This window comes from Pseudomonas guariconensis (assembly GCF_040822035.1).
GTDB lineage: Bacteria > Pseudomonadota > Gammaproteobacteria > Pseudomonadales > Pseudomonadaceae > Aquipseudomonas > Aquipseudomonas guariconensis.
Genome location: NZ_CP162012.1, coordinates 529,778 through 548,717 on the forward strand (window position 1 = coordinate 529,778; position 18,940 = coordinate 548,717).

An 18,940-nucleotide genomic window follows, 5' to 3' on the forward strand; every position below is an offset into this window, starting at 1 on the left:
GCCGAAAATAACGCGCCAGTACCATGATGGTGGCGTTGGATTGTTTCAGGGATCGAAGCCAAGAAGCATTGCGCCGGCCTGCGAAGAGGCTGGTCATGTGGGTCTGGTGCTGCCCCGACGGGTGCCCTGGACAAACCCTGTGTTAAAATTTCCGGTTCAACCTGAACAGCGAGCTCGATGATGGCCGAAACACCGCTACCGGCGGAGCAAACCTCCAGCCTGAAGATCTACTTCCGGCTGCTGAGCTACGTCAAACCCTATATCGGCATTTTCCTGCTGAGTATCGTGGGCTTCGTGATCTTCGCCTCCACCCAGCCGATGCTGGCGGGGATTCTCAAGTATTTCGTCGATGGATTGAGCGATCCACAGGCGGTCCTGTTCCCGGACGTGCCCTACCTCAAAGACATGCAGTTGCTGCAGGCCGTGCCGTTGCTGATCATCCTGATCGCAGCCTGGCAGGGCCTGGGCTCGTTCCTGGGCAACTACTACTTGGCCAAGGTCTCCCTGGGGTTGGTGCATGACCTGCGGGTGGAGTTGTTCAACAAGCTGTTGGTGCTGCCGAACCGCTATTTCGACAGCCACAACTCCGGTCACCTGATTTCCCGCATCACCTTCAACGTGACCATGGTCACCGGCGCCGCCACCGATGCGATCAAAGTGGTGATTCGCGAAGGCCTGACCGTGGTGTTCCTGTTCGCCTACCTGCTGTGGATGAACTGGAAGCTGACCTTGGTGATGGTTGCCATCCTGCCGGTCATCGCCCTGATGGTCAGCACCGCGAGCAAGAAGTTTCGCAAGCAGAGCAAGAAGATCCAGGTGGCCATGGGGGACGTCACCCATGTAGCCTCCGAGACCATCCAGGGCTATCGCGTGGTCCGCAGCTTCGGCGGCGAGGCCTACGAGCAGCGTCGCTTCAGCAACGCCAGCCAGAGCAATACGGACAAACAACTGCGCATGACCAAGACCGGCGCGCTGTACACGCCGATGCTGCAGCTGGTGATCTACAGCGCCATGGCCGCGCTGATGTTCCTGGTGCTGTTCCTGCGTGGCGATGCTTCGGCGGGCGACCTGGTGGCTTACATCACCGCCGCGGGCCTGCTGCCCAAGCCGATCCGCCAGCTTTCGGAAGTCAGCTCGACCATCCAGAAGGGCCTGGCCGGCGCCGAGAGCATCTTCGAGCAGTTGGACGAGAAGCCCGAGGTGGACACCGGTACCGTGGAAAAGGACAAGGTGGAAGGCCGCCTGGAGGTGCGCAACCTCAGCTTCACCTACCCAGGGACCGAGCGCCAGGTACTGAGCGACATCAGCTTTACCGCCGAGCCTGGGCAGATGATCGCACTGGTTGGGCGTTCCGGCAGCGGCAAGTCCACGCTGGCGGCGCTGATTCCACGCTTCTATCACCATGATCAGGGGCAGATCCTGCTCGATGGCGTGGAGATCGAACAATACCGACTGCGCAATCTGCGTCGACATGTGTCCCAGGTGACGCAGCACGTCACTCTGTTCAACGATACCGTGGCCAACAACATCGCCTATGGCGACCTGGCCGGTGCGCCGCGTGAGGCGATCGAGGCGGCGGCTGCCGATGCCTACGCCAAGGATTTCGTCGACCAGCTACCCAAGGGTTTCGACACCGAAGTCGGCGAGAACGGCGTGCTGCTTTCCGGTGGCCAGCGCCAGCGCTTGGCGATTGCCCGCGCACTGCTCAAGAACGCACCGCTGCTGATCCTCGACGAGGCGACCTCGGCACTGGATACCGAATCCGAGCGGCACATCCAGGCGGCGTTGGACCACGTGATGGAAGGCCGCACTACCCTGGTGATCGCCCACCGCCTGTCGACCATCGAGAAGGCCGACCTGATTCTGGTCATGGACCAAGGCCGCCTGGTGGAGCGTGGCACCCACGCCGAGCTGCTCCAGGCCAATGGCCATTATGCCCGCTTGCACGCCATGGGGCTGGATGAGCCGGAAAAGGCCGATATCACCTGACCCCCCTCTGAATCGGGGCCCTCTCGGCCCCGATCATCATTGGTAACGCACAGATCGCAGCTGGCCATAAAGCCGTCGCCGACCCTGTGCTAATATCCTGCCCCTGTTCATTATTTTTCATATGGGTTGCCCATGAAGTTGTCCATGCCGCGTTTCGATCAAGCCCCGGTCCTGGTGGTCGGTGATGTCATGCTCGACCGCTACTGGCATGGCGGTACCTCGCGGATCTCTCCCGAAGCACCGGTGCCGGTGGTCAAGGTCGAGCAGATCGAGGATCGCCCCGGCGGCGCGGCCAACGTCGCACTGAACATCGCTGCCCTTGGCGCGCCTGCCTCGCTGGTCGGCGTGACCGGTCAGGACGAGGCTGCCGACAGCCTCGCCAACAGCCTGCAGGCTGCAGGTGTGCGCTCGGTCTTCCAGCGCATCGCTCATCAGCCGACCATCGTCAAGCTGCGGGTCATGAGCCGTCACCAACAGCTGTTGCGCATCGATTTCGAAGAACCGTTCGCCACCGACCCGTTGTCGTTGGGCGAGGAGGTCGATGAGCTGCTCGAAGGCATCAAGGTGCTGGTCCTGTCCGACTACGGCAAGGGGGCGCTGAAGAACCATCAGAGCTTGATCCAGGCGGCGCGGGCCAAGGGCATTCCAGTGTTGGCCGACCCCAAGGGCAAGGACTTCTCCATCTACCGTGGCGCCAGTCTGATCACCCCGAACCTCAGCGAGTTCGAGACGATCGTAGGTCGTTGCGCCGACGAGGCCGAACTGGTCGCCAAGGGTCTGCAATTGCTCCAGGATCTGGAACTGGGCGCGCTGCTCGTGACCCGTGGCGAGCATGGCATGACCCTGCTGCGCACCGGGCACCCGGCGCTGCACCTGCCCGCCCGGGCCCGTGAAGTGTTCGATGTCACCGGTGCCGGCGATACCGTGATCTCGACCCTGGCCGCAGCCATTGCCGCCGGCGAGGATCTTCCCCACGCTGTCGCGCTGGCCAACCTGGCTGCAGGTATCGTGGTCGGCAAACTGGGTACCGCTGCCATCAGCGCGCCGGAGCTGCGCCGGGCGATCCAGCGTGAAGAGGGCTCCGAGCGCGGCGTGCTCACCCTCGACCAGTTGCTGCTGGCCATTGATGATGCCCGGGCACACAACGAAAAGATCGTCTTCACCAACGGGTGTTTCGACATTCTCCACGCTGGGCATGTGACCTATCTGGAACAGGCTCGCGCTCAAGGTGACCGCCTGATCGTGGCGGTCAATGACGATGCTTCGGTCAGCCGTCTCAAAGGGCCGGGTCGTCCAATCAACAGTGTCGACCGTCGCATGGCCGTACTGGCTGGCCTGGGGGCTGTGGATTGGGTCATCAGTTTCCCTGAAGGCACGCCGGAAAACCTGCTCAGCCAGGTCAAACCGGACGTGCTGGTCAAGGGCGGCGACTATGGCATCGACCAGGTGGTCGGCGCCGATATAGTCAAGGCCTACGGTGGCACCGTGAAGGTACTGGGACTGGTGGAGAACAGCTCGACCACCGCCATCGTCGAGAAGATCCGCAAGCACTGATCTGCAACGTAGGTATCGCGTGACAATTCCCCCATAGCGCAATGCTTGTGGGGAGCTTGTCACGCGATTGGCCTGTAAGGCCTGCTGTCGTTACTTGTGCAGTGCGCGCTGCAACAGCGCCCGCGCCTTATCGCTGAATCGCTGCAGGTGCGAGGTCGGCACCTGCTCAAGGCCTTGTTGCTTGATCCACTCTTTCCAACGAATCCGCTCATCCTTCACCACCCAGCCTTCCTGTCGGGCAAAGCTTTCGGCCAGGTACAGACCGCGGGTGCTTGCAGGCACCAGTTGGTCTTTCTTCAAGGTATAGAGCTCGGCCGTGGGCTGGCCATCGATCAGTGGCATCAGATACAAGTCAGGGCGCTTGCGGTTCAGGCGTGCGACCAGTTGGTCGCCTTCCAGCCGTTCGTCGACATGGAACAAACTGAGCGACTTGGCCTCCCGGGGGACCTGCAGGCGAAGGTCATAGATCAACTGCAGGGATGCCGTTGGCAGGTGCACATAGGCGCGTGGGCGTTCCAGCAGCATGAGGTTGTCGCAGTGAACCGGACGGGCTGCACCGGACTCGGGGGACAGAACAAACGGTAATGCCTCGCGGTAGTGCAGGGCGTCGGCGTAGGGGGCTGGCAGCCAGGTATCGTTGAAACGCCCACCGAGCCAGCCTTCGGGCGTCTCCATCAGGCACTCCTCGGCCACCTCCTGGATGGCGGTGTGCAGCGGCAGGTTCAGTTCCTGGGCCGGGACATAACCGGAAATAAGCTTGAGCACGACATCGCCGCGATCCTGGCGGCGCTGGCGCACCAGCACCCAGTAATCGCGATGCTGCCAATGCAAGGTCAGACGCACCGATACCCCGAGGTTGGCCAGTTCGACCACGAAACGCTCCGGGTTGCCCAGCTGAATGGCTTTGCGTCGCTGCTGCACCTGGGAGAAGTTCAACGGCATGCCGATGGGCTTGTAGGTCAGGCCGTCGGGCGTGGCTTCGACATGCAGCGGTAAAGTTTTGAAGTTGCTCGGGTTCTTGCGGATCAGCGTTCGCGGCACGAGGCTCCTCCTTGCGTTGGGCGCCCGTCTGGGCGATTCAAGGCCGTCCCAGGATTCGGGCGACGGTGGCCACGTTATGGGCCAGGTGCAACGGGTTGATGGTACCGACGATAGCACTGCTCACCCCCGGGTGGGAGAACAGCAGCTCGAAGCTGGCCTGCACCGGATCGACCCCGGGCGCGAGGCAGATGTGCCCGCTGGCCAAGGCCTTTTTCACCAGGATGGCCTTGCCGTGTTCGGCAGCGTAGTCCAGCACCGGGCGTTCTGCCTGCTCGTTGAGGTTGTAGGTGACCATGGCGCAGTCGCCTTGCTCCAGCGCCTTGAGTCCGCCGGCTACGGTCTTGCCGGACAGGCCGTAGCCGAGGATCTTGCCCTCCTGCTTGAGTTCGGCGAGGGTCTGGTAGACGCCTTGCTGTTCGAGGATTGCCAGGTCGTTGCCATCCGAATGCACCAGCACCAGCTCGATGCGGTCGGTCTCCAGACGACGCAGGCTGCGCTCCACCGACAGGCGAGTATGGGCGGCGCTGAAGTCGAATCGGGACTGGCCGTCCTCGAACTCCTCACCCACTTTGCTGACGATCACCCACTCGTCGCGCTGCCCGCGCAACAGCGGCCCCAGGCGTTCCTCGCTGCGGCCATAGGCAGGGGCGGTGTCGATGAGATTGATACCCAGCTCTCGCGCCTGGGCCAGCAACAGCCGGGCCTCGTCATCACCTGGAATGGTGAAACCGGTGGGGTACTTGACGCCCTGGTCCCGGCCAAGCTTGACGGTGCCCAGGCCCAGCGGCGAGACCTTCAGGCCGGTGCTGCCCAGCGGGCGATGGAGGTCGTGCAGGGTCGGCAGGCTCATGGCAGCAGTTGCTCCCAGGCAGGCACGCCAACCGGGGGGCGGGGCAAGTCGGCCAGGTCCGGTTGGGCGGTGGGGCGGATGCCGTCCCGATCCAGGCTCGCCAAGACGCGATCAGCAAAGTCCGGTGCCAGGGCCAGCTTCGTCGGCCAGCCCACCAGCAGGCGCTGCTGGTCAGCCAGGAAGGCGTTGTCCGGGCGTACCAGGCCTGATTGCGCAGGTTCTGCGCGGTCGACACGCAGGGTGGCCCAGCGAACTGGGCTCTGGTCGACCCATGGCAACAGGCTGGCGATTTCCTTTTGCGCCGCGGCGATCTGCGCCGCAGGCTCGCGGGCGACCCCCTCGGCTTCGGCCAAATCCCCCCCCAGGTACCAAACCCACTGCCCGTCCGCAGCCGGGTGGGTGGTGACGGTCACCCGAGGCTTGGGGCCGCCGCCCAGGCAGTGGGCGTAGAGCGGTTTGAGATTCGGCCCCTTGGCCATGACCATATGCAGCGGACGGCGTTGCATGGCGGGTTGGCTCAGGCCCAGGGCCTGGAGCAGCGCCTCGGTGCCCGCGCCGGCGCTGAGGACGATGCGTTGGGCACGAATTTCACGGTCATCGACACGCAAGCCGACGAGCTCGTCGCCTTCTTTCAAGGGTTCGATGCGCTCGCCGGCCAGTAGGCTGTCGCCGGCCAGTTCGGCCAGGTTGGCGAGCAGGCTGGGCACGTCGATGACCAGTTCGGCCAAGCGATAGACCTTGCCCTTGAAGGTACGATCCTGCAGAGCGGGGGGCAATTGATCGCCCTTGACCTGATCGACCCGACCGCGCACGGCTTTGCTGGCGAAGAAGCTGGTGAGGTTGCCGGCCAGGGTGCCAGGAGACCACAGGTAGTGGGCTTCGGAGAGAATGCGGGTCTTGCCGAGGTCGAGCTCGCCGTTGCCGGCCAGTGCTTCGCGCCAGCGGCGAGGCATGTCGGCGATGGCCTCCGATGCGCCGGTCAGGGCGCCATGCAGGGCGTACTTGGTACCGCCGTGGATGATGCCCTGGGACTTGATGGTCTGCTCGCCGCCGAGGCTGGCGCGCTCGACCAGCACGGTCGAGTACCCCAGGCGCTGCAGCCGGGCATTGAGCCAGAGGCCTGCGACCCCGGCGCCGACGATCAGCACGTCAGTGGAAATGGCAGATGGCATGCGGGCACCTCTAGAACTGGGACAGTTGCCCAGTATACAGGCTGTGGCGTGATGCTTGTCCGGGGAGAGATGCAGACCGTTTTGTCGCGTTCGCGGGTAAACCCGCTCACACCGTTACAGCGGCGTACCTATGAGCGCCGAAGAACCGGTGAGGGCGGGTTTGCCCGGTGAAGAGGGCACTACCACAGGGCAAGATGCTTGCCGCCCATGGGCGTGCATGAAATGCGCTGTCGCTCAGTGCCCCGCGGTCTTGGAGAACAGCTGGATCACCACCACGCCGCCGACGATCATGGCCATGCCCAGCATCGCCGGGAAGTCCAGCTTCTGCCCATAGATCACCAGCGCCACCGCGCTGATCAGCACGATGCCCAGGCCCGACCAGATGGCGTAGGCGATACCCACTGGAATGCTGCGCACCACCAGCGTCAGCATCCAGAACGCCACGGCGTAACCGCAAACCATCAACAGCAGTGGCAGCGGTGTGCTCAAGCCCTTCACAGCTTTCATGGAAGCGGTGGCGATGACTTCTGCGCAGATGGCGATGGTCAGGTAGGTATATGCGTTCATGGTGCGAGTCTCCGTTGCCAGGCCTCGCATTCTAGGCCTAGGTGAAATGCGGTAAAGTCATTACCTATCTAACTTGGAGATAGGTTCAATGGCTGAGCAGTGGAGTCTGGATCAGCTGCGTCTGTTCCTGCGGGTGGCCGAGTTGCGGTCGTTTTCTGCTGTCGCACGGGAGCAGCGCAAGGCGCAGTCAGCCATCAGCAATGCAATCGCGCTGTTGGAGACGGACTTGGGCGTAACGTTGTTCGAGCGCAGCAGCGGGCGCCAGCCACGTTTGACCGAGAGCGGTGCGGCCCTGCTCGAGGATGCCCGCGAGCTGCTACGCCAGTGCGAGCGTCTGGACGGCCGGGCCTTGGCATTGATGCGGGGGCAGGAAGCACTGCTGCGAGTAGCCAATGACGAAGCCATGCCCTACCAGCCGGTCATCGACAGCCTGGACGAGTTGTCCACCCGCTTTCCGTTCCTCGAGGTGCAACTGGCCAGCGGTGCTCAGGGGGATGTGGCGCGCAAGCTGGTCGAGCGGCGCGCGGACCTGGGGTTGTTCTTCCATCACGAGCAGATTCCCGCCTCGCTGGAGCGTCGGGCGCTGGGCAGCGTCGAGATGGTCACGGTCTGCGCCGTGGGGCATCCGCTGGCCCGTGAGCAGCGGGTCAGTCGTCAGCAACTGGCGCGTCATCGGCAATTGCTGATCACGCCCCAGCAAAGCGGTTATCCGGGTGGCGAGGCGATCAGTCCGCAGGTGTGGCGCGCCGACAGCTTCTATTCAATGGCTGAACTGCTGATGCGTGGCCTGGGCTGGGCCTGGCTGCCGCGGCATGTGGTGCAGTATCCGACCTACCAAACGCACATGGTCGAACTGGACAGCGAGTGGCGCCCGCCGGCGCTGGTGGTCGAGCTGGCTTGGCGCCGCGACCAGCCGTTGGGGCCGGCGGCGCAATGGTTGGCCGAGCGCTTCGCCGTGCACCTGCGGGCGATTGGCTGAGGCTCGCCGCTTGCAGGCCTTTTCTTGCGGTTCCTTGTACACTGCGTCGCCATGAACAGAACCCTCTATACCTTGCTGTTTCACCTGGGCCTGCCGCTGGTCGCGCTGCGCCTGTACCTGCGCGCCCGCAAGGCCCCGGCCTACGGCCAGCGCATCGCCGAGCGCTTTGCCTGCAAGCTTGCGCCCATGCGCCAGGGAGGCATCTGGGTGCATGCGGTGTCGGTAGGCGAGAGCATCGCTGCTGCGCCGATGATTCGCGCCCTGCTCAAGGCCTACCCGGACTTGCCCATTACCCTGACCTGCATGACCCCGACCGGGTCGGAGCGGATCCGTGCGATGTTCGCCGAGGAGCCGCGCATTCAGCATTGCTACCTGCCATACGATCTGCCGTGGGCCGCCGGGCGTTTCCTCGATCATGTGCGGCCACGGCTAGGCATCATCATGGAAACCGAGCTGTGGCCAAACCACATTCACCAATGCACCAAGCGCGGTATCCCGGTGGCCTTGGCCAATGCTCGGCTGTCCGAGCGTTCGGCCCGCGGTTACGCGCGCTTTGCCGGGCTGACCGGTCCGATGCTCGCTGAGATGAGCCTGATCGCCGTGCAGACCGAGGTCGAGGCCGAGCGTTTCCGCAGCTTGGGCGCGCGCCCCGAGTGCGTGCAGGTGACCGGCTCGATCAAGTTCGACCTGAAGATCGACGAGCAACTGCAACCACGTGCCAAGGCGTTGCGCGAACAGTGGGGCGCCGAGCAGCGCCCCGTGTGGATCGCCGCCAGTACCCACGAGGGTGAGGATGCGCTGATCCTAGAGGCCCATCGGCAGTTGTTGCAGGTTCATGGTGATGCGCTGCTGATTCTGGTGCCGCGTCATCCGGAGCGCTTCGATGCGGTGTATGCCTTGTGCCGCGATCAGTTCGCCACGGTGCGACGCTCCCTGGGGACGCCGGTGAACGGCCAGACTGCGGTGCTGTTGGGCGACACCATGGGCGAATTGCTGTTCCTCTACGCATTGGCTGATATCGCCTTCGTCGGCGGAAGCCTGGTGGCCACCGGCGGGCACAACCCACTGGAGCCTGCTGCGCTGGCCTTGCCAGTGGTCATGGGACCGCATGTGTTCAATTTCCTCGAGATCACCGCCATGTTGCGTGAGGCCGGTGCCTTGCAGCAGGTGGATGATGCCGAGGGACTGGCTGGCGCTATACGCCGCTTGATCGAGCTGCCACAGGATGCCCGGCGCATGGGGCTGGCGGGCAAGGCCGTGATGCAAGCCAATCAAGGGGCCCTGGACCGGCTTGTGCAAGCATTGGCGAAATGGCTGTGATGACGCAAAAGGTGGCAAACAGATAGTTCATTTGCGCTGTGCGTGCTGCCTACGCTCCTGTCCAGGACGCCAACAGGCGTGTCGAAGATTGGAGGAGACGCCGCATGTACAGCAGGACACTCACCGCGTTCGGCCTGATGACCGCCTTGTCGGCACAGGCCTCGATCGGTGTGCCGAAGTACCCAAAGTTCATCGAACCGTGGGCCAGCGTGAGCGTGAACTACCCGGATCCAAACGCCAGCATCCAGCACACCGGGGCCTATTTCATCGATGCCCTGAAAGGGCCGCACTTCACTATCGATGACAACGCCAGTTGGTCGGTGGATGACGACGATCAGGGCAGGTTGGAGATGGTGCCGAAGGTGCTGGGCAAGCATAGCTTCGTTGAGGAGGTCCTTGTGACCTCGGGCGCTCTGGCGTGCAATTTCAGCATCATGTACGACCTGCGGCGTGTCAGGCTTCATGCCGCGTCCATCGGCGAGGCCTACGCCGACTGCAGGTCTTCGCTGCATGTCGATGGCGATCACAACGCAATTCGTTTCTTCATGAAGTGATGTGCATCGACAGGCTGTGCCTGCTACTTCACGAGCCGCTCGGCAGGCGTGCCCGTGAAGTAGCGGTAGCGCGTCCTCAAGGTCGCCGCTCGAAGTTCTTTGCCGCCGCGGCTGCCAGGTCGGGTGGGAGGAAGTCCTTGTCCGGGTTGTAGTCGGCTTTCAGATAGCGGCCCAAGTCCTGCAGGTCCTGCGGACTGAGCGTCCCGGCGGCTTGCTTGAGGCGCAGGTTGTCGATGATGTAGTCGTAGCGGCTGTTGTTGTAGTCGCGCACCGAGGTGTAAAGCTGGCGCTGGGCATCGAGTACGTCGACGATGTTGCGGGTACCGACCTGATAGCCGATCTCGGTAGCCTCCAGGGCACTCTGGTTGGAAATGATCGATTGCTTGCGCGCCTGTACCTGTTCCACGTCTGTGTTCACTGCGCGGTGCAGGTTGCGGGTGTTCTCCACCACCTGACGACGCAGGCTTTCGCGCTGCTGTTCGCTCTGGCTCAGGCGCTGGTACGCTTCGCGCACTTGGGAACTGGTCAGCCCGCCACTGTAGATCGGGATGTTCAACTGAAGGCCGATGCTGGTCTGCTCCACGTCGCCGCTGTAGCGCCCGAAGGGCGAGGGGTTGGTGACGCCGAGACTGTCATTGTCGCCTTTTTGGTATTTGGCCACCGCATCGAGCGTCGGGGCGTGGCCGGCCTTGCGCTGGCGCAGGGTTTCCTCGGCGGCGGTCACGGCATGGTTGGTGGCAAGCAGGTTGAGGTTCTGCCGCGCCGCGGTATCGACCCAGGCCTTGGCATCGTTGGGGATTGGCACCTGCACCGGTAGGGTATGGACCACGCCCTGGATCGAGCTGTATTCGCGGTTGGTCAGGGTCACCAGGGCCTCGAAGGCATCCTGTACCTGGCGCTCGGCGATGATCCGGTTGGCCCGGGCGGTGTCGTAACTGGCCTGGGACTGCAGCACGTCGGTCTTGTCCGAAAGGCCGACGTCGAAGCGCTCGTTGGACTGGTCCAGCTGGCGCTTGAAGGCCGCTTCCTCGGCTTTGGTCGAGGCCAGGTTGTCCTGGGCGCGCAGTACCGCGAAGTAGTTTTCGGCGGTTTGCAGAATCAGGTTCTGTTCGGTGGCCGACAGCTCGAGGGCCGCCTGTTCATTGACGGCTTCGGCTGCCTGCAACTGGAACCAGCGGTCGGCACGGAAGATCGGCTGCGCCAGTGTGGCGCTCCAGGAATTGCCGCTGCGGTTGGACGTGATGGAGGGCTCGTCGATCTTGGTGCGAGTGTTGAGCATCTCGGCACCGGCCGACAGGTTCGGCAGCAGTCCGGCCCTGGCCTGGGGGACCACTTCGCGACGAGCGCCGTAGTCGGCGCGGGCGGCGGCCAGGTCGGCGTTGTTGTCGACCGCCTCCTGGTAAACGCTGACCAGGTCGGTTTTCACCGTCGTGGGCATATCCGCTGCCCAGACCACTGCGTTGGACGCACAAGACACGGCTATCGCCAGTGAGAGTTTGCGCAGCATAGGCAATCCTTGAAATGAATTTCTGAACTGTTGAGTATCGAGCGATGGCCAGTGTAGTGCCGGGCGCACCTGGCAACAATCGCCTGACGTGCCTTTCATCATTCGCCAAGCTACACGCTTGGCTTTGCCGACCACTTGAGTCTAGACTGCGCATGTTCTTGTCGGGGTGCCTTGAATCGAAGGCTGAGATCGGATAGTTCCGGATCCCGTTGAACCTGATCAGGTTAGCGCCTGCGTAGGGAACAAGATTGCTCGCTTTCCCGGCGAGATCTTGTGCCAGGTCCGGGATTGTCGAAGCTCAAGCTCAAGGCACTTCTCGCATCCGGCACCGCACCGTCCTAGGTGTATCCGCGCCCCTTCAGGTTCTCCCCGACATTCCACGCTGTCTGGAGAGCCTGTGATGAGCCAACAAGAAAAATCGATCCACCTCAGCGAGTCGGCGCAAGTCGACCAGCAGTCCGTGCAACCTTTCCCCCGTTCGCGCAAGGTCTATGTCGAAGGCTCGCGCCCCGATATCCGCGTACCCATGCGCGAGATCAGCCTGCATGACACGCCCACGGACTTCGGTGGCGAGCAGAATGCGCCGGTGCTGGTGTACGACACTTCTGGTCCCTATACCGATCCCAACGTCGTCATCGATGTGCGCAAAGGCTTGGGCGATGTGCGCTCGGCGTGGATCGAGGCCCGTGGCGATACCGTGCGCCTGGATGGCCTGAGCTCGAACTTCGGTCAGCAGCGCCTGAACGACCCCGAACTGGCCAAGCTGCGTTTCGCCCACGTGCGCAACCCGCGCCGTGCCAAGCCAGGCGCCAACGTCACCCAGATGCACTATGCACGTCAGGGCATCATCACCGCCGAGATGGAATACGTCGCCATCCGCGAGAACATGAAGCTGCAGGAGGCCCGCGCCGCTGGCCTGCTGGACCAGCAGCACGCCGGGCACAGCTTCGGTGCCAGCATCCCCAAGGAAATCACCCCTGAGTTCGTGCGCGAGGAAATCGCCCGCGGCCGCGCGATCATCCCCGCCAACATCAACCACCCGGAACTCGAGCCGATGATCATCGGCCGAAACTTCCTGGTGAAGATCAACGGCAACATCGGCAACAGTGCCCTGGGGTCCTCGATCGAGGAAGAAGTGGCCAAGCTGACCTGGGGCATCCGCTGGGGTTCGGACACGGTCATGGACCTGTCCACCGGCAAGCACATTCACGAAACCCGCGAGTGGATCATCCGCAACTCGCCGGTGCCGATCGGCACCGTGCCGATCTACCAGGCCCTGGAAAAGGTCGGCGGTGTGGCCGAGGACCTGACCTGGGAGCTGTTCCGCGACACCCTGATCGAACAGGCCGAGCAGGGCGTGGACTACTTCACCATCCATGCCGGCGTGCTGCTGCGCTACGTACCGCTGACCGCCAAGCGGGTCACCGGTATCGTCAGCCGTGGTGGCTCGATCATGGCCAAGTGGTGCCTGGCGCATCACAAGGAAAACTTCCTGTACACGCACTTCGACGAGATCTGCGAAATCATGAAGGCCTACGACGTCAGCTTCTCGCTGGGCGACGGCCTGCGTCCGGGCTCGATCGCCGATGCCAACGACGCGGCCCAGTTCGGTGAGCTGGAAACCCTGGGCGAGCTGACCAAGATTGCCTGGAAGCATGACGTGCAGTGCATGATCGAAGGCCCGGGCCACGTGCCGATGCAGTTGATCAAGGAAAACATGGACAAGCAGCTCGAGTGCTGCGATGAGGCGCCGTTCTATACGCTGGGTCCGCTGACCACCGACATCGCCCCTGGCTACGATCACATCACCTCCGGTATCGGTGCCGCGATGATCGGCTGGTTCGGCTGCGCCATGCTCTGCTACGTGACGCCCAAGGAGCACCTGGGCCTGCCGAACAAGGACGACGTAAAGACCGGCATCATCACCTACAAGATCGCCGCGCACGCCGCTGACCTGGCCAAGGGCCATCCGGGGGCACAGATCCGCGACAATGCCTTGTCCAAGGCACGCTTCGAGTTCCGTTGGGAAGACCAGTTCAACCTCGGCCTGGACCCGGACACCGCCCGTGCGTTCCACGACGAGACGTTGCCCAAGGAGTCGGCCAAGGTCGCGCACTTCTGCTCGATGTGCGGGCCGAAGTTCTGCTCCATGAAGATCACCCAGGAAGTCCGTGAGTACGCAGCCAACCAGCGTATCGAGGCGACGGATGTGTCCGTGGAAGAAGGCATGCGCGAGCAGGCCGAGCGGTTCCGTCAGGAAGGCAGCCAGCTGTACAAAAAGGTGTAACGCATCCCGGCCCCTTCCTGTGGGAGGGGCACATTTTTCTGTGTGGGGCACGGCCCTGTGGGGGCGGGTTTACCTGCGAATGCTGAGTTCACTGACGCATTCGTGGGTAAACCCACTCCCACAGGGCTGTGCCCTTCGTCAGTTTGACTCGGTATCCCCAACAACAACTCTGGTAAGCCCGCCGATGACCACTCCCAGCCACTTCTCCCCCGACCACCCGGTCCCTCACGGGCAGCGCCAATTCGGCGCCCGCGACCTGTTTTCCCTCTGGTTCTCCCTCGGCATCGGCCTGATGGTCCTGCAGGTCGGCGCGCTACTGGCGCCAGGCCTTGGCTTGGCAGGCTCGGTGCTGGCGATCGCGCTGGGCTCCGCGGTAGGCGTGCTGCTGTTGGCGGCGGCCGGGGTCATCGGCAGCGACACTGGGCTATCGGCCATGGCCACCCTGCGCCTGAGCCTGGGGCGTCATGGCGCGCGTCTGCCGGCGCTGCTCAACTTGTTGCAACTGGTGGGGTGGGGGTCGTTTGAGATCATCGTCATGCGCGATGCCGCCAGCCTGCTCGGCACCCGGGCGTTCGGCGAGGGCAGCGGCTGGAGCAGCCCTCTGCTCTGGACCTTGTGCTTTGGCGCTCTGGCCACCTTGCTGGCGGTGAGCGGCCCACTGACCTTCGTGCGCAAGGTGCTGCGCAAATGGGGTATCTGGCTGCTGCTCGGGGCGTGCCTGTGGCTGACCTGGAACCTGTTCGCCAAGGCGGACCTGGCGGGCCTGTGGCGCCAGGCGGGCGATGGCTCGATGTCGCTGGCGGTGGGCTTTGACATCGTCATCGCCATGCCGTTGTCGTGGTTGCCGTTGATCGCCGACTACTCACGTTTCGGCCAGCGAGCCAGCCGCGTGTTCGGCGGTACGGCGCTGGGCTTTTTCATTGGCAATGCCTGGCTGATGAGCTTGGGCGTGGCCTACACCCTGGCCTTCGCGCCGAGCGGTGAGGTCAATGCACTGCTACTGGCCTTGGCGGGGGCAGGTCTGGGTATTCCACTGCTGCTGATCTTGCTGGATGAGTCGGAGAACGCCTTTGCCGACATCCATTCTGCTGCCGTGTCTACGGGTTTGCTGGTGCGCATGAAGGTCGAGCACCTGGCCCTGGCCATCGGCGTGCTGTGCACATTGATCGCCCTGCTGGCGCCGCTGGCGCAGTACCAGAACTTCTTACTGTTGATCGGATCGGTGTTCGCGCCGTTGTTCGGTGTCGTGCTGATGGACCACTTCGTCATTCGTCGTCGGCAGATGCCGGCGGCGATCAGTGGCTTACACTGGCAGGCGCTGGTCGCCTGGGCGGTGGGGGTGGCGGCATATCACTTCATGGCCAATGTCGCACCGGAGCTGGGGGCGACCCTGCCGGCACTGCTGCTGGCAGGGGTACTGCATGGCCTGCTGAGCCTTAGCCGCGGCCAGGAAACAGCTCGGGCTTGAGCACGCCATTGAGGCGTGGATAGGGGATCTTCAGTTCGATGTGGCCCATGGAATAGGGCGCAATGGCATAGACTTCGTACTTGACCACCACCGCGCCATAGGTCAGCGCCACGTGCGGGGACTTGCGGAACGGCCAGGTCTTGATGAATTCGGGGTCCTTGTCCATGCCGGTGCTGATCATCCAGGCGCGGTGGGACTCCTCGACCGTCTTCCAGAAGGTCTCCTCCTGGCCCGGCAGCAGCATGTCCTGCAGGGTCAGGACCTTGTCCAGCTTGCGCGAATAGTTGATGAACCCGCGCCCCGGCATGCCGTGGGCGCCACCGCTGTCCAGATAGCTGGACAGTTCGATGATCACCAGCCCGTCATGCTGCTCGCGTACCTTGGCCTGCAGGTAGCTGCTGTTGCGTTTTTCGGCAGTGGCCAGGTATTGCTGCTCATAGGCTTGCAGCGAGGTAGGCACGGTGCTGCGCTGGTTGTCTTCGGTCAGCTGCAGCAGGCGCTGTTCGACGATGGCGTCGAGCTTGGGCAGGGCCGGGAAATGAATGGTGTCGATGTTCACCAGTGGGCAGTCGCTCTCGCTGCAACCGGGTTTGACGTGTTCCCAGGCGTCGCGCTTGACCTCGAGCGGGGCTCGGTAGTTGGGCTCGAACAGGCTTTGGCAGGCGCCAAGGGCCAATGCCAGCACAGCCACGGAAGTCAGTTTGACAAGCGTCATGATGATCCTTGCAGAACAGATGGAGTCGAGCTTCGACCGTCGGCGCGGCCTTCAGTTCGCCACTAAGCTAACAGAGTAGAGACGCTCTGTCCTGGCCGCCTGAACGGTCGTTGGAAAGGGGTGAAACACGACGGCTCGCAGAGTAGGATGGCGCGATGCGGTAAATGAGGTAACGAGGATTCCCATGTCAGATACGTTGAATTCAGTGCCCAAGGCGGTCGAGATCGTCGAGCAGGCCAACTGCTTCCAGGGCTTCTACCGGCTCGACAAGGTGCGCTTGCGCCATGAGTTGTTCGCTGGCGGCATGGGGCGGGAGATCAGCCGGGAACTGTTCGTGCGCCATGATGCGGTCTGTGTGCTGCCATACGATCCTCAGCGTGACGAGGTGGTGCTGATCGAGCAGTTCCGCGTCGGTGCCTTGGGCAAGGTCGAGAACCCTTGGCTGATCGAGATGGTCGCCGGGCTCATCGACAAGGACGAGGAGCCCGAGGAGGTCGCCCACCGCGAAGCCCAGGAGGAAGCCGGCCTGACCTTCAGCGCACTGTGGCCCATGACCCGCTACTTCCCGTCGCCCGGAGGCAGTGACGAGTACGTGCACCTGTTCCTGGGGCGCTGCTCCAGCGAAGGCGCCGGCGGGCTGCATGGTCTTGAGGAAGAAGGCGAGGACATCCGCGTGCGCGTCTGGTCGTTCGAGGACGCCCTGCAGGCTGTGCGTGACGGGCGTATCTGCAACGCCGCGACCATCATCGGCCTGCAATGGTTGGCGCTGAACCGTGCGGAAGTGCGAGGGATGTGGTCGTGAACCTGTTACGCGAGCGCTATCGGGTCGACCTGGCCGGGCTGCAGGCAGCCTGCGAGGCCAACTACGCCCGCCTGATGCGTCTGTTGCCAGACATGCGCACCACCCAGAGCTCGCGGCGCATCGGCATGACCCAAGGTGACCAGATGCTGGGCGTGCTGGTGCTCGACGTGGTGCTGGCGTGCCCCTACACCACCACCCTGCGCGTGCGTCAGGAACACAGCCTGCCCTGGTTGCCGGTGCCGCATCTGGAGGTGCAGGTGTACCACGATGCACGCATGGCCGAAGTGGTCAGTGCCGAGCATACCCGGCGCCTGCGCAGCATCTATCCCTATCCCAACGCGGCCATGCACCAGCCGGATGAAAAAGCTCAGCTCAACCTGTTCCTGGGTGAATGGCTCAGCCACTGCCTGGCCTGCGGCCATGAGTTGGAAGCCGTTCGCTGAAATGTGACGGCGGTCGGTTTCAGCCCTTTGCTCCGGCCCCTTCGGCATCCCATAATCGCGCTGAATCCGTTCGAGGAGCCGGCCGTTGCCGCAATTCAATCTCCCTCAAGCCTCGGCACCCCTGCAGGTGGTGCAACTGACCGACGCCCACCTGTTCGCGGACGCGGGCGGCACCCTGCTGGGCATGAATACCCGCGACAGCTTGCAGCATGTGGTCGAGCAAGTGCGGCGCGAGCAGCCGCAACCGGACTTACTGCTGTGCACCGGTGATCTGTCCCAGGATGGCAGCGTCGCGTCCTATGAAGCCTTCCGCCAGCTGACTGCGGTGTTGGGTGCGCCGAGCCGCTGGCTGCCGGGCAATCACGATGAGGCCAAGGTGATGGCCGAGTTCGCGCAGGGCAGCGACCTGGTGCAGGCGGTGACCGATCTGGGCGCCTGGCGCATTGTCATGCTCAACTCGAACGTGCCCGATGCCACCCATGGTTGGCTCGCCGACGATCAACTGGCCCTGCTGGAGCAAGCCCTGGCTGGAGCGGGGGAGCGTCACTGCCTGGTCTGCCTGCACCATCAGCCTGTGGACATCGGTTGTGCCTGGATCGCGCCGATCGGCCTGCGCAATGCCGATGAACTATGGAAGCGACTGCGCGGTTATACACAGGTAAGGGCAGTGCTCTGGGGGCATATCCACCAGCCTTGGGATGAGCGGCGTGAAGGTGTTCGTCTATTGGCCACGCCCTCGACCTGCATCCAGTTCGCCCCCAACAGTGAGGACTTCCAGGTCAGCGAGGAGCAGCCCGGTTACCGGTGGTTGCGCTTGCATGGCGATGGGCGAGTCGAGAGTGGGTTCGAGCGGGCCCGGGATTTCAACGTACAGCTGGATTTCAACAGTCCGGGGTATTGAGCTCGGTGTGCTCCAGGTAAGGCCCCGCGACAAGATGCAAGCCCTTGGCCGCCTGCGGCGTGAAGAATTTGTTGCGAAAAGCCCGAAGCTGCGCCAAAACCCAGCGAACAGGCTACACTGCGCGTCCCTGCGCCCGCACGGACGGGCGCGCCGCAGTACACTCCGGGGGCAGCATGTCGGGTTCCATCCTTTATATCCACGGCTTCAACAGCTCGCCGCTGTCGAGGAAAGCCCTCCAACTCGAGGCGGTGATGCAGCAACTGGGCCTGGCCGACCAACTGCGTGTGCCTGCCTTGCATCACCACCCGCGTCAGGCCATTGCCCAGCTCGAAGGGGCCATCGCCGAGCTGGGCCACCCTTTACTGGTGGGCAGTTCGCTCGGCGGCTACTATGCCACCTACCTGGCCGAGCGCCATGGCCTGAAGGCACTGCTCATCAACCCGGCGGTCGGACCGCACCGGCTGTTCGACGGATACCTCGGCACCCAGCGCAACCTGTACACCGACGAGACCTGGGAGCTGACCCTGGACCATGTACACGCCCTGGCCGAGCTGGAGGTGCCGCCCCCCCTGGATGCCAACCGCTATCAGGTATGGTTGCAGACCGCCGATGAAACCCTGGATTATCGCCATGCCGAGCGCTATTACCGAGCTTGTGCCCTGCGCATCCAGGCTGGCGGCGACCACGGTTTCCAGGGTTTCGCCGAGCGTCTTCCGGCATTGCTGGCCTTCGCCGGCATTGCGCGCGGGCAGTATGCGGCGCTCGATTTTTCTGTATTTTGACTTTTTGCA

17 protein-coding genes and 1 riboswitch are annotated in these 18,940 nt (G+C 63.4%); of the genes, 11 read left to right on the forward strand and 6 right to left on the reverse strand.

The annotated features are described in order from the left end of the window. Positions 1-180: 180 nt before the first annotated feature. On the forward strand, positions 181-1,989 hold the full coding sequence (msbA, locus tag AB1N67_RS02410) for a lipid A export permease/ATP-binding protein MsbA (protein ID WP_043207321.1): 1,809 nt from the start codon (positions 181-183) through the stop codon (positions 1,987-1,989). A 132-nt stretch (positions 1,990-2,121) separates the two neighbouring features. Further along, the gene (gene hldE, locus AB1N67_RS02415; RefSeq protein ID WP_043207322.1) at positions 2,122-3,543 is read left to right on the forward strand and encodes a bifunctional D-glycero-beta-D-manno-heptose-7-phosphate kinase/D-glycero-beta-D-manno-heptose 1-phosphate adenylyltransferase HldE; all 1,422 of its coding nucleotides are present in this window, start codon (positions 2,122-2,124) and stop codon (positions 3,541-3,543) included. A 90-nt stretch (positions 3,544-3,633) separates the two neighbouring features. On the opposite strand, the gene AB1N67_RS02420 is transcribed toward hldE, so the two are convergent. The 4 genes from AB1N67_RS02420 to AB1N67_RS02435 form a co-directional block, all read right to left on the reverse strand. Next, positions 3,634-4,584, reverse strand: a complete 951-nt coding sequence (locus tag AB1N67_RS02420; protein WP_043207323.1) for a hypothetical protein — start codon at positions 4,582-4,584, stop codon at positions 3,634-3,636. Positions 4,585-4,621: 37 nt separating this feature from the next. Further along, a complete protein-coding gene (locus tag AB1N67_RS02425; RefSeq protein WP_043207324.1) occupies positions 4,622-5,434 on the reverse strand; it encodes an aldo/keto reductase in 813 nt (270 codons plus the stop codon). Then, positions 5,431-6,606 carry an FAD-dependent oxidoreductase gene (locus AB1N67_RS02430; RefSeq protein ID WP_317848043.1) on the reverse strand — a complete coding sequence of 392 codons (1,176 nt, stop codon included), beginning with the start codon at positions 6,604-6,606 and terminating at the stop codon, positions 5,431-5,433. The genes AB1N67_RS02425 and AB1N67_RS02430 overlap by 4 nt, the downstream gene beginning before the upstream one ends. 234 nt (positions 6,607-6,840) lie before the next feature. Continuing rightward, positions 6,841-7,173, reverse strand: coding sequence for a multidrug efflux SMR transporter (locus AB1N67_RS02435; protein ID WP_043207325.1), 333 nt, complete (start codon positions 7,171-7,173; stop codon positions 6,841-6,843). An 88-nt stretch (positions 7,174-7,261) separates the two neighbouring features. On the opposite strand from AB1N67_RS02435, the gene AB1N67_RS02440 reads away from it, so the two are divergent. The 3 genes from AB1N67_RS02440 to AB1N67_RS02450 all read left to right on the forward strand — a co-directional run bounded on the left by AB1N67_RS02440 (position 7,262) and on the right by AB1N67_RS02450 (position 10,026). Continuing rightward, the gene (locus AB1N67_RS02440; protein ID WP_043207326.1) at positions 7,262-8,152 is read left to right on the forward strand and encodes a LysR family transcriptional regulator; all 891 of its coding nucleotides are present in this window, start codon (positions 7,262-7,264) and stop codon (positions 8,150-8,152) included. A gap of 51 nt (positions 8,153-8,203) precedes the next feature. Then, positions 8,204-9,472 (forward strand): lipid IV(A) 3-deoxy-D-manno-octulosonic acid transferase, encoded by a 1,269-nt coding sequence (gene waaA, locus AB1N67_RS02445; protein WP_043207327.1) that lies wholly within the window; start codon positions 8,204-8,206, stop codon positions 9,470-9,472. A gap of 104 nt (positions 9,473-9,576) precedes the next feature. Then, entirely contained in the window at positions 9,577-10,026 is a 450-nt protein-coding gene (locus tag AB1N67_RS02450) for a hypothetical protein (RefSeq protein ID WP_043207329.1), read from the forward strand. 76 nt (positions 10,027-10,102) lie between these two features. Here the strand turns inward: AB1N67_RS02450 and AB1N67_RS02455 are convergent, their stop codons facing one another. After that, positions 10,103-11,533 carry a TolC family outer membrane protein gene (locus tag AB1N67_RS02455; protein ID WP_367863508.1) on the reverse strand — a complete coding sequence of 477 codons (1,431 nt, stop codon included), beginning with the start codon at positions 11,531-11,533 and terminating at the stop codon, positions 10,103-10,105. Between the two features lie 152 nt (positions 11,534-11,685). Then, positions 11,686-11,792, forward strand: a riboswitch (TPP riboswitch). Between the two features lie 141 nt (positions 11,793-11,933). Here AB1N67_RS02455 and thiC point away from each other — a divergent pair. Together thiC and cytX are read left to right on the forward strand one after the other, a co-directional pair. Continuing rightward, complete coding sequence (thiC, locus tag AB1N67_RS02460; protein WP_043207332.1) at positions 11,934-13,820, forward strand: phosphomethylpyrimidine synthase ThiC; 1,887 nt, start codon at positions 11,934-11,936, stop codon at positions 13,818-13,820. A gap of 184 nt (positions 13,821-14,004) precedes the next feature. Continuing rightward, the gene (gene cytX / locus AB1N67_RS02465; RefSeq protein ID WP_070571116.1) at positions 14,005-15,288 is read left to right on the forward strand and encodes a putative hydroxymethylpyrimidine transporter CytX; all 1,284 of its coding nucleotides are present in this window, start codon (positions 14,005-14,007) and stop codon (positions 15,286-15,288) included. Here cytX and AB1N67_RS02470 read toward each other — a convergent pair. Then, positions 15,257-16,003, reverse strand: coding sequence for an RsiV family protein (locus tag AB1N67_RS02470; protein ID WP_367863509.1), 747 nt, complete (start codon positions 16,001-16,003; stop codon positions 15,257-15,259). The two genes, cytX and AB1N67_RS02470, sit on opposite strands and share 32 nt — an antisense overlap. A gap of 184 nt (positions 16,004-16,187) precedes the next feature. Between AB1N67_RS02470 and AB1N67_RS02475 the strand changes: the two genes are divergently transcribed. The 4 genes from AB1N67_RS02475 (at position 16,188) to AB1N67_RS02490 (ending at position 18,931) form a co-directional block, all read left to right on the forward strand. Continuing rightward, positions 16,188-16,805 (forward strand): NUDIX domain-containing protein, encoded by a 618-nt coding sequence (locus AB1N67_RS02475; protein WP_043207336.1) that lies wholly within the window; start codon positions 16,188-16,190, stop codon positions 16,803-16,805. Then, on the forward strand, positions 16,796-17,248 hold the full coding sequence (locus tag AB1N67_RS02480) for a DUF1249 domain-containing protein (RefSeq protein ID WP_043207338.1): 453 nt from the start codon (positions 16,796-16,798) through the stop codon (positions 17,246-17,248). The genes AB1N67_RS02475 and AB1N67_RS02480 overlap by 10 nt, the downstream gene beginning before the upstream one ends. 85 nt (positions 17,249-17,333) lie before the next feature. Next, positions 17,334-18,149, forward strand: a complete 816-nt coding sequence (gene cpdA / locus AB1N67_RS02485; RefSeq protein ID WP_102081290.1) for a 3',5'-cyclic-AMP phosphodiesterase — start codon at positions 17,334-17,336, stop codon at positions 18,147-18,149. 173 nt (positions 18,150-18,322) lie between these two features. Continuing rightward, a complete protein-coding gene (locus AB1N67_RS02490) occupies positions 18,323-18,931 on the forward strand; it encodes a YqiA/YcfP family alpha/beta fold hydrolase (protein ID WP_043215928.1) in 609 nt (202 codons plus the stop codon). Positions 18,932-18,940 lie beyond the last annotated feature (9 nt).